Source organism: Bradyrhizobium sp. CCH5-F6 (assembly GCF_001556045.1).
Classification (GTDB): domain Bacteria; phylum Pseudomonadota; class Alphaproteobacteria; order Rhizobiales; family Xanthobacteraceae; genus Bradyrhizobium.
Map to the genome: position 1 here is coordinate 1 of NZ_LSIC01000019.1, position 12437 is coordinate 12437.

A 12437-nucleotide genomic window follows, 5' to 3' on the forward strand; every position below is an offset into this window, starting at 1 on the left:
TCAAGAATCCCCCCGGCCATTCCGCCTGGAAGCTGATCGACGCGGCCGGGTGCCGCGGTCTGCGCGTCGGCGGCGCTCAGGTCTCGGAGATGCACTGTAATTTCCTGATCAACACGGACGATGCCACCGCGCGCGATATCGAGACGCTGGGCGAGACCGTGCGCGAACGGGTGAAGGCAAACTCCGGAATCGAGCTACTTTGGGAAATCAAGCGGATCGGGGTGTCCGCGTGAGTGTCATTCCGGGGCTCGCGAAGCGAGAGCCCGGAATCCATTGGGCCGCGGAGGCTTTGGTGAAATGGATTCCGGGCCCGCGACTTCGTCGCGCCCCGGAATGACGAACGAGAGAGATTGCGGACAATGACCATGCGCATCACCATCCTCTTCGGCGGCTCGAACAGAGAACGTCTTGTTTCGGTCGCCTCGGCCCAGGCCCTGCATCAGGCATTGCCCGAGGCCGATCTGTGGTGGTGGGACGTCGAGGACAAGGTGCATGTCGTGCAGTCGAAGCAGCTGCTCGAACATGCCCGCCCATTCGAGGACGAGTTCAAGCCGGGCACATCAGGCATTCCGCTGGAGCGGGCGCTCGACCAGGCCAAGGCCGAAGGGCGCGTGCTGGTGCTCGGCCTGCATGGCGGACGGGCCGAGAACGGCGAATTGCAGGTGATGTGCGAGGCGCGCGGCGTGCCCTTCACCGGCTCGGGCTCGGCTTCCTCGCATCTTGCCTTCGACAAGCTCGCGGCCAAGCGGTTCGCCGCGCTGGGCGGCGTGACGCCACCGGCGAACGTTGCGCTCGATGACATCGACGAGGCCTTCGCCGAATACGGAAGGCTGATCGCAAAGCCGGCGCGGGACGGATCGAGCTATGGCCTGATCTTCGTGAACGCCAAGCAGGACCTCGTCGCGGTCCGCAATGCGGCGAAGCACGAGGACTACGTCATCGAGCCCTACATCGCCGGCGTCGAGGCGACCTGCGGCGTGCTGGAGCGCACGGATGGCTCGATCATCTCGCTGCCGCCGATCGAGATCATTCCGGGCGAAGGCAATTTCGACTACGCCGCGAAATATCTCCTGAAGTCGACCCAGGAGATCTGCCCGGGCCGTTTCGCACCCGAAATCACCGCCGCGCTCAAGGAGCAGGCGATGCTGGCGCACCGCGCGATGTCCTGCACCGGCTATTCCCGGTCGGACTTCATCGTCTCGCCCAAGGGCCTCATCTATCTCGAGACCAACACGCTCCCCGGGCTGACCAAGTCCTCGCTCTACCCCAAGGCGCTGAAAGCCGAAGGCATCGCGTTCGTCGACTTCCTGCGCGGCCTGGTCGAGCTCGCCGAGCAGCGTGTGCGGAAATAGTCGGGACTGGTTAACGGCCGGGTGGTCGAAATCGCCCGATTTGGCGGCCAAAACCGGTAAAATGCCGGACATCGCGGCACAAATGCCGGATATCGCGGAGCAAAAAGCATCTCGCGTTAACGAATTTTACCTTTTGTTTACCAGGAAGGCCGAAGGTTAACGCTGGCGGCGCATATGGCGCTTTGGCTGCCGGCGCGTGAGCTGTCGCGGGTGATGTCACCTCCAGCGAACGCTTTGAAGGGGAGAGGTTTTCTTCTGCTGAAGACCAGCACCCGGCCCGGCACGTCCGAGACGTCATGTTCGCCAGGATCCGTGCGATGTCGCGGACAAACTGTTGACGAGCTCGTGCAATGGATGGAGCAGGAAGCCTCTCCCGATCGCTTTTGAGATCGCTGAGGCCCCAAGCTGACCTGAAGGCGGCCGCGATTGGAGCGGCCGTGCTTCTGCGCGAGTGGGTGCAGGACAAGAGAGCAGCGCGCGCCGCCGCCAAAGACGAAATCAAGATCAAGTCGAAGTCCAAGGCCCGGGCCAAGGCCGTCGTCGAGCGCGAGCCGCCGCCGCGCATGGTTGCGCTGGTCGAGCGCTATCTGCCGCACCGGGTCGGGCTCAGCATGACCGTGCTGCTGCTGATCGGGAGCTGCGGCTTCGGCATCGTCAAGGGCGGCCATCTCCAGGATTTCGTCACCGCGGTCAGCGACGCCCGCAACGCGCTGGCCAATTCCGCCGGCTTCCGCATCACCTCCGTCGTGATCAACGGCCGCAAGCAGCTCACCCAGGACGAGATCCTCGCGATCGGCGGCGTCAGCGGCCGCTCTTCGCTGCTGTTCCTCGATGCCGAGGCGGTGCGCGACAAGCTCAAGGCCAATCCCTGGATCGCGGACGCGACCGTGCTGAAGCTCTATCCGGGCCAGCTCATGATCGAGCTCACCGAGCGCAAGGCATTTGCGCTGTGGCAGGAGGCCGGCCGGCTCTCCGTCATCGCCGATGACGGCGCCGTGCTCGAACCCTATGTCTCGCGCCGCTTCCTGTCGTTGCCGCTCGTGGTCGGCAAGGGCGCCGACACGCAGGCGCGCGATTTCCTGGCGCTGCTGGCGCGCTATCCGCAGGTCAATTCAGTGACGAAGGCCGCGATCTTCGTCGGCGAGCGGCGCTGGAACCTGAGGCTGAAGGACGGTCTCGACATCCGCCTGCCCGAGCAGGACGTCGGCAACGCGCTTGCGATGCTGTCGAAGCTCGAGAAGGAAGACAGGCTGTTCTCCCGCGATATCGTCGCCGTCGACATGCGCCTGCCCGATCGCCTGGTGGTGCAGCTGTCCGAGGACGCCGCCAAGGCGCGCGAGGAGCAGTTCAAGGACAAGAAGAAAAAGAAGGCCGGGGATTCCGCATGACCGGTCTCGATCGCACCCAGACCCCGAAGACGCGCCCGATGCCGCACAAGCGCGGCGGTATCGTCGCCTGCCTCGATATCGGCACCAGCAAGATCGCCTGCATGATCGCGCGGCTGAAGCCGTCGCCGCCGAGCGAGGCGCTGCGCGGCCGCACCCATGCGGTGGAACTGATCGGTTACAGCCAGATCCAGGCGCGCGGCATGAAGGCCGGCGCGGTGATCGATCTCGGCGAATGCGAGCAGGCCGTGCGCCAGGCCGTCGGGCTTGCTGAAAAGATGGCCAAGGTGCGGGTCGAGTCCGTGCTGCTGTCCGTTTCGGGCGGCCGGCTTTCCGGTCAGCTGGTCGAGGCTGCCGCCGACATCCGCGGCGGCGCCGTGACTCCCGCCGACATCAGCCGCGTCACCTCCACCGGCATGCGCCACGCCACCGGCGAGGGCCGCACCGTCCTCCACGCGCTGCCGGTCGGCTACACGCTCGACGGCGTCAAGGGCATTCGCGATCCCCGCGGCATGGTCGCGCACCAGTTCGGCGTCGACATGAACGTCGTCACCTGCGACGCCACCGTGGCGCGGAACCTGATGCTGGCGGTGGAGCGCTGCCACATCAATGTCGAAGCCATGGCGGCCAGCCCCTATGTGGCCGGCCTGTCGGTGCTGACCGACGACGAGGCCGATCTCGGCGCCGCCGTCGTCGAGATGGGCGCGGGCACCACGACGATTGCCGTCTATTCGGGCGGCCGGTTCGTGCATGCAGCCGGGTTTGCGGTCGGCGGGCAACACATCACGATGGATCTTGCGCGCGGACTCTCGGCGACCATTGCCGATGCCGAGCGAATCAAGACGTTATACGGCACCGTCATCACCGGCGGATCGGACTCGCGTGAGCTGATGTCTGTGCCGACAGCCGGTGATGAGCAGGATCTGCCGCAGATCGTCTCCCGCGCCACCATCGCCAACATCGTCAAGCACCGTGCCGAGGAAGTCTTCGAAATGGTTCGGGACAAGCTGAAGGATTCGCCCTTCGCCGCGGAGCCCAACGGCCGCGTCGTGCTCTCGGGCGGCGCCTCCCAGCTGACCGGCCTCGTCGAGCTCGGCACCCAGATTCTCGGCCGGCCCGTGCGGGTCGGACGTCCGCTCGGCTTCGGCCGGCTGCCCAACGAGGCGAAGAACGCCGCGTTCGCGGTGCCGGCCGGACTTCTCGTCTACCCGCAATATGTTCACCTCGAACATGTCGAACCGCGGCATACGCGGCAGCAGGTCAGGACAGGGACCGGCGGATATTTCGGAAAGGTCGGACGATGGCTACGCGAGGGCTTCTGATGACTGCTTTCTGCAAATGTCGATTTTCACCAACACCCGCGGCCGACGGCCGGGGCGAACCCACGCGCGCGTGATCGAGAGGCAGCACCCATGACCATCAGCATCAATGTTCCTGATATTCACGAACTGAAGCCCCGGATCACCGTGTTCGGCGTCGGCGGCGCCGGCGGCAACGCCGTCAACAACATGATCACGGCGGGCCTCCAGGGCGTCGATTTCGTGGTCGCCAACACCGACGCGCAGGCGCTGACGATGTCGAAGGCGCAGCGCATCGTGCAGATGGGCACGGCGGTCACGCAAGGCCTCGGCGCCGGCTCGCAGCCGAACGTCGGCGCCGCGGCGGCGGAAGAGGTGATCGACGAGCTGCGCGACCATCTCTCGGGCGCGAACATGGTGTTCGTCACCGCCGGCATGGGCGGCGGCACCGGCACCGGCGCCGCTCCCGTTATCGCCAAGACCGCGCGCGACATGGGCATCCTCACCGTCGGCGTCGTGACCAAGCCGTTCCACTTCGAAGGCGGCCGCCGCATGCGCACGGCCGAGGCCGGCATCGCCGAGCTGCACAAGGTCGTCGATACGCTCCTGATCATCCCGAACCAGAACCTGTTCCGGGTCGCCAACGAGAAGACCACCTTCGCCGACGCCTTCGCGATGGCCGACCAGGTGCTCTATTCGGGTGTCGCCTGCATCACCGACCTGATGGTCAAGGAAGGCCTGATCAACCTCGACTTCGCCGACGTCCGCGCCGTCATGCGCGAGATGGGCAAGGCGATGATGGGCACCGGCGAAGCCTCCGGCGACAAGCGCGCGCTCACCGCCGCTGAAGCCGCGATCGCCAACCCGCTGATCGACGACAGCTCGATGAAGGGCGCCAAGGGCCTCCTCATCTCCATCACCGGCGGCAAGGACCTCACGCTGTTCGAGGTCGACGAGGCCGCGACCCGCATCCGCGAGGAGGTCGACCAGGACGCCAACATCATCGTCGGCGCGACCTTCGACGAAGCGCTCGACGGCCTGATCCGCGTCTCGGTCGTTGCCACCGGCATCGAGCAGGCCGCGATCGCTCGCAACAGCCAGGCGACCTCCGCTCCCGTCGCGAACCCGGCACCGCAGGCGCAGCCGGCTGCCGCACCGGCCGTCGCTGCCGAGAGCCGTCTCGCCGACCTGACCGCCCGGCTCCGTGCCGACAACCAGCGCCTCGCCGAGCGCGCCCAGAAGCTCGAGGGGCAGACCCCGGCCGCGGCGGCGGCTCCGGCTGCCCCCGCGCCCCGCCCGAACGTCGAGCGCGCGGCGCTCGCCGCCATCGCTGCCGCCGTCTCGGACGTCCCGCAGGCGCCCGCGCCGATGCAGACCTATGGCGACGTCACCGTGCGGCCGATCGCGCAGAAGCCGACCCTGTTCCCGGAGCCTGACATGACCCCGGTGCCGATGCAGGAGCCGATGACGCCCGAAAACTTCATTCCGCCGCAGGCTGAACGCCCGCCGGTGCGTGCGCCGCGGATGCCGCGCATCGAGGAACTGCCGATGCCGGCCCAGGCCGAGATTCGTCAGGCCCGCGGCGAGGTTGAAGAAGAAACCCCGCAGAAGACCCGCCTGTCGCTGCTTCAGCGCCTCGCCAATGTCGGCCTCGGCCGCCGCGACGAGGAAAGCGAGCCGCCGGTCGCGGCCCGCACCGCCGGTCCCGCGATGCCGCCGCTGCCTGAGCGCCGGCCGCAGAAGACCGTGGCGCAGCAGATCGCATCCAGCGAGCCGGTATCCGAGTATGCTCGCCGTCCCGCGCCCCAGGGTCTCGACATGCACGGCCGCCCGGCGCCTGTTGCGCCGGCGCCACAGGGCGACGATCATCTTGATATCCCAGCTTTCCTGCGGAGGCAGGCGACCTGAGGATTGTTACAATAAGGCGGACGAAAAGAGGTCCCGGCAGCAAGCTTGCCGGGACCTTTCCTTTTATCCCGTGCACATCAGGATTGTGCGGACAAGCAACTGATTTTAAATCATTAATTACGCATTCAGTGGTTCAGTAAGATTGCCGCTAGCGGCCCCGGACGTCGGCGTAATTTGGTTAAGCCTTGGCGCGAATACGGCAGGTTTGGGGTAACAATCGGTAAAAAAGCGTGAGTTGGCGCTGTTTGAGGCAGTGACTATGGTTTGCCGTGACTTGGGGATACGGAGATTCGCAACCGTCGGCACTGGCCGGCCAAGTGGGTCTCGTATAAGTCGCAGTGGGTCGTAGTGGGGCGGATTCCTGATGAAGCTTAGCCGGCAAACAACGCTTCGTGCGCAAGCCTCTGTGGCAGGCGTGGGCGTTCATTCCGGACTTCCCGTAACCCTCACGATTGGGCCTGCGCCTGTCGATGCGGGCTTTATTTTTGTCCGGACCGGACTTGAGGGAAGTGACCGCGAAGTCCAGGCGACCGCCGAGCAGGTGATCGCGACCGACTTCGCCACCGTCCTGGGCGACCGCGATGGCCCGTTGGTGTCTACCGCCGAGCACGTTCTTGCTGCACTGCGGGGCATGGGCGTCGACAACGCCACCATCGAGATCGACGGTCCCGAAGTACCGATCATGGACGGCAGCGCCGCGCCCTTCATTGCGGCGATCGACCAGGCCGGCATCGTCACCCAGCCGGCGCAGCGCCGCTACATTCAAGTTTTGAAGCCGATCTCGGCCAAGATCGGCGACTCCTTCGGCGAGATCAGGCCCCACACCGGCGGGTTCCGCGTCGAGGTCGAGATCGACTTCACCAATCCCGTCATTGGCCAGCAGAGCTACGCCTTCGATCTCAACCCTGAAGGTTTCCGCCGCGAAGTCGGCCGGGCCCGGACCTTCGGTCTGATGTGCGACGTCGCCCGGCTCTGGAGCGCGGGCTATGCCCTGGGGGCCTCCTTCGACAACACCGTCGTTTTCGACGACGAGCGGCTGCTCAACGCCGAGGGCCTGCGCTACGCCGATGAATGCGTCCGCCACAAGGTGCTGGATGTGATCGGCGACCTTTCGCTGGCCGGCCTGCCTCTGCTCGGCGCCTACCGCTCGGTGCGCGGCGGCCACAAGCTCAACCACGCTGTCCTGACCGCGCTGCTCGCCGACCGAACCGCTTGGCGGATCGTCGAGGGCGAGGCTGCCCGCCGCACCACGCGTCCCGTGGGCGAAGTCGGTCGCGGCATCGTCGGTGGCCGGATCGCCGCGGCGTTCGGACCGGATGTGTCCTGAAAGACCTGTCGTCTCGGCATTTGGTTGGCGACTTCCCCCCGGGAAACTCCTGGTAACCATGATCGCCAGGATTGCGGCGCATTCGCCTTAATCCCGGCGAAATGCCTCCCTATCCGGTTGGTTAACGATCGTTTTTCGGATACATCGGCGTGGTCGCATGGCAGGCACCACGGTTACATTTCGCGCCCATGACGGGGTTCGTGGGCTGGCGGACACCGCATCACAGGGCGTCAGGGCTTAAACTCATGTCGGCACAGCGTATGACGCGCGGATATTTCCAGGCCTTGTCCCGAGAGGTCTCGTCGCGAGCCCGCGGGCTGCTTCAGGCCGTCACCTTCGTCCTGCTCGCGCTGCCGCTCGCCGGTTGCGGCACGGGCTCGCTCTGGGACAAGTTCACTGCCAAGGACGACACCTTCGTCGAGGAGCCTGCCGACAAGATCTACAATGAGGGCCTGTACCTCATGAACGAGAAGAAGGACATGAAGGCGGCGAACAAGAAGTTCGAAGAAGTCGACCGCCAGCATCCTTATTCCGAGTGGGCCCGCAAATCGCTGCTGATGTCGGCCTATGCGTCCTATCAGGGCGGCGACTATGACGGCTGCATCGGCGCCGCCACCCGCTACGTCACGCTGCATCCCGGCAGCCCGGACGCGGCCTATGCGCAATATCTGATCGCCGCCTCGCACTACGACCAGATCCCGGACATCAGCCGCGACCAGACCCGGACCGAGAAGGCGATCGCCGCGCTGGAAGAGGTGGTGCGCAAATATCCGAACTCGGAATATGCGACCTCCGCCAAGGCCAAGATCGAGGGCGCGCGCGACCAGCTCGCCGGCAAGGAGATGAACGTCGGCCGCTACTACGCCCAGAAGCGCGACTACACGGCGGCGATCAACCGCTACAAGACCGTCGTCACGCAGTACCAGACCACGCGCCACGTCGAGGAGGCGCTGTTCCGGCTCACCGAGGCCTATATGGCGATCGGCATCGTCGGCGAGGCGCAGACCGCGGCAGCCGTGCTCGGGCACAATTTTCCTGACAGCCGCTGGTACAAGGACGCCTATAATCTTGTAAAATCCGGCGGTCTCGAACCGAGCGAGAATCAGGGGTCCTGGATCAGCCGGACCTTCAAGAAGATGGGTCTCGGCTAGGAAATTTGGTTCCATGCTGGCGCGTCTGTCGATCCGTGACATCGTCCTGATCGAACGGCTCGATATCGAATTCGCCTCCGGCCTCGCGGTTTTGACCGGCGAGACCGGTGCGGGCAAATCCATTCTGCTCGATGCCTTTGCGCTGGCGCTCGGCGGCCGGGGCGATGCCGGCCTCGTGCGTCACGGCGCGGAGCAGGGGCAGGTCACGGCCGTCTTCGACGTCCCGAAGAATCACCCTGCGACGAAGATCCTGGCCGAGAACGGTCTGGACGATACCGGCGAAATGATCCTGCGCCGCGTGCAGCTCGCCGACGGCCGCACCCGCGCCTTCATCAACGACCAGTCGATCAGCGTGCAGACGCTCAAGGCGGTCGGTGCTGCCCTGGTCGAGATCCACGGCCAGCACGACGAGCGCGCGCTGGTCGATGCCGCCACCCACCGCCGCCTGCTCGACGCCTTTGCCGGGCTCGAGAAGGACGTCGCGGCGGTCGAATCGCTCTGGGACGCGCGCCGCAACGCCACCACCGCGCTCGAGGAGCATCGCGCCGCCATGGAGCGCGCCGCGCGCGAGGCCGATTACCTGCGCCATGCTTCCGACGAGCTGAAGCAGCTCGCGCCCAGGGATGGCGAGGAGACCGCGCTGGCCTCGCGCCGCACCACCATGATGCAGGGCGAGAAGATCGCCTCCGACCTGCGCGAGGCGCAGGAGGCGGTCGGCGGCAATCATTCGCCGGTCGCCGCGCTGTCGGCGGCGGTGCGCCGGCTGGAGCGACGCGGCGTCAACTCGCCGGCGCTGGTCGAGCCTGCGGTGAGGGCGATCGACGCCGCCATCAATGCGCTGGAGGAAGCCGATCAGCATCTCCAGGCGGCGCTGGCCGCGACCGATTTCGATCCCGCCGAGCTCGAGCGCATCGAGGAACGGCTGTTCGCCCTTCGCGCCGCTTCGCGTAAATATTCGACGCCGGTCGACGGGCTCGCCGCGCTGGCCGCCAAATATGCAGCCGACGTCGTGCTGATCGATGCCGGCGCCTCGCGGCTCAAGAAGCTGGAGCAGGCCGCGATCGAGGCGGATGGCCGCTATGCCGCCGCCGCCAAGAAGCTGTCGCTGGCGCGGCAGAAATCGGCCGAGAAGCTCAACAAGGCCGTGAACGCCGAGCTCGCGCCGCTCAAGCTCGAACGCGCGAAGTTCATGACGCAGGTCGAGACCGACGAGGCCGCACCGGGCCCGCAAGGGTTCGACCGCGTCGAGTTCTGGGTGCAGACCAACCCCGGCACCAAGCCGGGTCCGTTGATGAAGGTCGCCTCCGGCGGCGAGCTGTCGCGCTTCCTGCTGGCGCTCAAGGTCGTGCTGTCCGACCGCGGCTCGGCGCCGACGCTCGTGTTCGACGAGATCGACACTGGCGTCGGCGGTGCGGTCGCGGACGCCATCGGCGGGCGCCTGGCGCGGCTTGCCGGCAAGGTCCAGGTCATGGCCGTGACCCACGCCCCACAGGTCGCCGCCCGCGCCGACCAGCATCTGCTGATCTCCAAGGACGCCCTCGACAAGGGCAAGCGCGTCGCCACCCGCGTCAATGCGCTCGCCGCCGACCACCGCCGCGAGGAGATCGCGCGCATGCTCGCCGGCGCCGAGATCACGGCGGAGGCGAGGGCGGCCGCGGACCGGCTGCTGAAGGCGGCGACGGCTTAAGCTATACACACCGTCATTCCGGGGCGATGCGACGCATCGAACCGGGAATCTCGAGGTTCCGGGTCTGGTCCTTCGGACCATCCCGGAACGACGCGCTAGAACCTTTAGTATGATGGCCAGAGCAGCAAAATCCAAAGCAACACCGCTTCGCGACGTCGCCGATCTCACCAAGGCGCAGGCCAAGGTCGAGCACATGCGGCTTGCGCTCGAGATCGAGGGGCACAACGAGCGCTACTATCAAGAGGACGCGCCCACCGTCACCGACGCCGAATATGACGCGCTGCGCCAGCGCTTCAACGCGATCGAGAAGCGCTTTCCGGAGTTCGTCAGCGCGGACTCGCCGTCGCAGAAGGTCGGCGCCGCGCCGTCAGGGCGCTTCAAGAAAGTGCAGCATTCCGTTCCGATGCTGTCGCTCGACAACGCCTTTGCGGAAGAGGACGTGCGTGACTTCGTCGGCCGCATCGTGCGATTCCTGAAACTCGACGACGACAAGGTCGATTTCTCCGCCGAGCCGAAGATCGACGGCCTCTCGATGTCGCTGCGCTACGAGGGCGGCGAGCTCGTCACCGCCGCGACGCGCGGCGACGGCGCGGTCGGCGAAGACGTCACCGCCAACATCCGCACCCTCGAAGACGTGCCGCAGAAGCTGAAGGGCCGCAACGTCCCCGACATCTGCGAGGTGCGCGGCGAGGTCTACATGACCAAGAAGGCGTTTCTCGCGCTGAACAAGAAGCAGGTCGAGGCGGGCGAAGCTCCCTTTGCAAATCCGCGCAATTCGGCCGCGGGCTCGCTCCGGCAGAAGGATCCGACCATCACCGCCTCGCGCCCGCTCGGCTTCTTCGCCTATGCCTGGGGCGAGATGAGCGCGATGCCGGAAGACACGCAGAGCGGCATGATCTCCTGGTTCGAGCGCTGCGGCTTCAAGACCAATCCACTGACCAAGCTCTGTCACTCCGTCGAGGAGCTGCTCGCCTTCCATCACGCGATCGAGGAGCAGCGCGCGCGGCTCGACTACGACATCGACGGCGTCGTTTACAAGGTCGACCGCATCGACTGGCAGGAACGGCTCGGCTTCGTCTCGCGTACGCCGCGCTGGGGCATCGCGCACAAATTCCCGGCCGAGCGCGCCATGACGGTGCTGCGCGACATCGAGATCCAGGTCGGCCGCACCGGCTCGTTCACGCCGGTCGGCAAGCTCGAACCGGTCGGCGTCGGCGGTGTCATCGTCCAGAATGTCACGCTGCACAACGAGGACTACATCAAGGGCATCGGCAACAAGGGCGAGGTGCTGCGCGAGGGCCGTGACATCAGGATCGGCGACACCGTCGTGATCCAGCGCGCCGGCGATGTCATTCCGCAAGTGGTCGACGTCGTCCTCGACAAGCGGCCGAAGACCGCCAGGGAATTCCACTTCCCCAAGAAGTGCCCGTGTCCGCTCCACACCGACGTCGTGCGCGAGGAGACGGCGACAGGCGAGGAGGGCTCGCGTGCCCGCTGCACCGGCGAGTTCGCCTGTCCCTATCAGAAGATCGAGCACCTCAAGCTGTTCGTGTCGCGGCGTGCCTTCGACATCGACGGCCTCGGCGAGAAGCAGCTTCAGTATTTCTTCGATGAGGGGTGGGTGAAGGAGCCCGCCGACATCTTCACGCTGGAGAAGCGCAACGCGAATCTCAAGCTCGAGGAGGTCGAGGGCTACGGCACGACCTCGGTGCGCAATCTGTTCGGCGCCATCGAGAGCCGACGCAGAATCGCGCTGGAACGTTTCATCTATGCGCTCGGCATGCGCCATGTCGGCGAGACCACGGCGCTGGCCCTGGCACGCGGCTACGGCTCGTGGGACGCCTTCCACGACGCCTGCCTCAAGGTCGCCAAGGGCGACGAGGAGGCGATCGCGGACATGGACGCGCTCGACCAGATCGGCGACACCGTGATCAAGAGCATCGCCGACTATTTCGGCGAGAGCCACAACCGCGGCATCGTCGAGCGGCTGACCAAGGAGGTCGAGATCGTCGACGCCGAGAAGCCGAAGAGCAATTCGGCCGTCGCCGGCAAGACCGTGGTGTTCACGGGCTCGCTGGAGAAGATGACGCGGGATGAAGCCAAGGCCACGGCGGAGCGTCTGGGGGCAAAGGTGTCGGGCTCGGTGTCGAAGAAGACCGATCTCGTCGTTGCCGGCCCCGGCGCGGGCTCGAAGCTCGCGGAGGCCAACAAGCACGGCGTCAAGGTGCTGACCGAGGACGAGTGGCTGAAGCTGATCGGGGAGTAGGGCTCTTCCCTTCTCCCCTTGTGGGAGAAGGTGGCGCGAAGCGCCGGATGAGGGGTTCTATCC

Annotated in this window: 8 protein-coding genes and 1 pseudogene; all 9 read left to right on the top strand. The window is 66.1% G+C overall.

Annotated features, from left to right (window positions below; translation table 11 throughout):
* Positions 1–233: pseudogene (locus tag AX729_RS04265) on the top strand (UDP-N-acetylmuramate dehydrogenase); the annotation flags it as partial.
* 132 nt (positions 234–365) lie between these two features.
* On the top strand, positions 366–1352 hold the full coding sequence (locus AX729_RS04270) for a D-alanine--D-alanine ligase family protein (protein ID WP_061020671.1): 987 nt from the start codon (positions 366–368) through the stop codon (positions 1350–1352).
* 350 nt (positions 1353–1702) lie between these two features.
* Positions 1703–2740 carry a cell division protein FtsQ/DivIB gene (locus tag AX729_RS04275; RefSeq protein ID WP_061020665.1) on the top strand — a complete coding sequence of 346 codons (1038 nt, stop codon included), beginning with the start codon at positions 1703–1705 and terminating at the stop codon, positions 2738–2740.
* Complete coding sequence (gene ftsA / locus AX729_RS04280) at positions 2737–4059, top strand: cell division protein FtsA (protein WP_061020666.1); 1323 nt, start codon at positions 2737–2739, stop codon at positions 4057–4059. Before AX729_RS04275 ends, ftsA begins: the two co-directional genes overlap by 4 nt.
* 90 nt (positions 4060–4149) lie before the next feature.
* Positions 4150–5943 carry a cell division protein FtsZ gene (gene ftsZ / locus AX729_RS04285; protein WP_061020667.1) on the top strand — a complete coding sequence of 598 codons (1794 nt, stop codon included), beginning with the start codon at positions 4150–4152 and terminating at the stop codon, positions 5941–5943.
* Between the two features lie 364 nt (positions 5944–6307).
* Positions 6308–7270 (top strand): UDP-3-O-acyl-N-acetylglucosamine deacetylase, encoded by a 963-nt coding sequence (lpxC, locus tag AX729_RS04290; protein WP_061020668.1) that lies wholly within the window; start codon positions 6308–6310, stop codon positions 7268–7270.
* A 245-nt stretch (positions 7271–7515) separates the two neighbouring features.
* A complete protein-coding gene (locus tag AX729_RS04295; RefSeq protein WP_061020669.1) occupies positions 7516–8421 on the top strand; it encodes an outer membrane protein assembly factor BamD in 906 nt (301 codons plus the stop codon).
* 13 nt (positions 8422–8434) lie between these two features.
* Complete coding sequence (recN, locus tag AX729_RS04300; protein ID WP_061020670.1) at positions 8435–10108, top strand: DNA repair protein RecN; 1674 nt, start codon at positions 8435–8437, stop codon at positions 10106–10108.
* Between the two features lie 112 nt (positions 10109–10220).
* Positions 10221–12374 carry an NAD-dependent DNA ligase LigA gene (gene ligA, locus AX729_RS04305; protein WP_061020672.1) on the top strand — a complete coding sequence of 718 codons (2154 nt, stop codon included), beginning with the start codon at positions 10221–10223 and terminating at the stop codon, positions 12372–12374.
* The last annotated feature ends 63 nt before the right edge of the window (positions 12375–12437 follow it).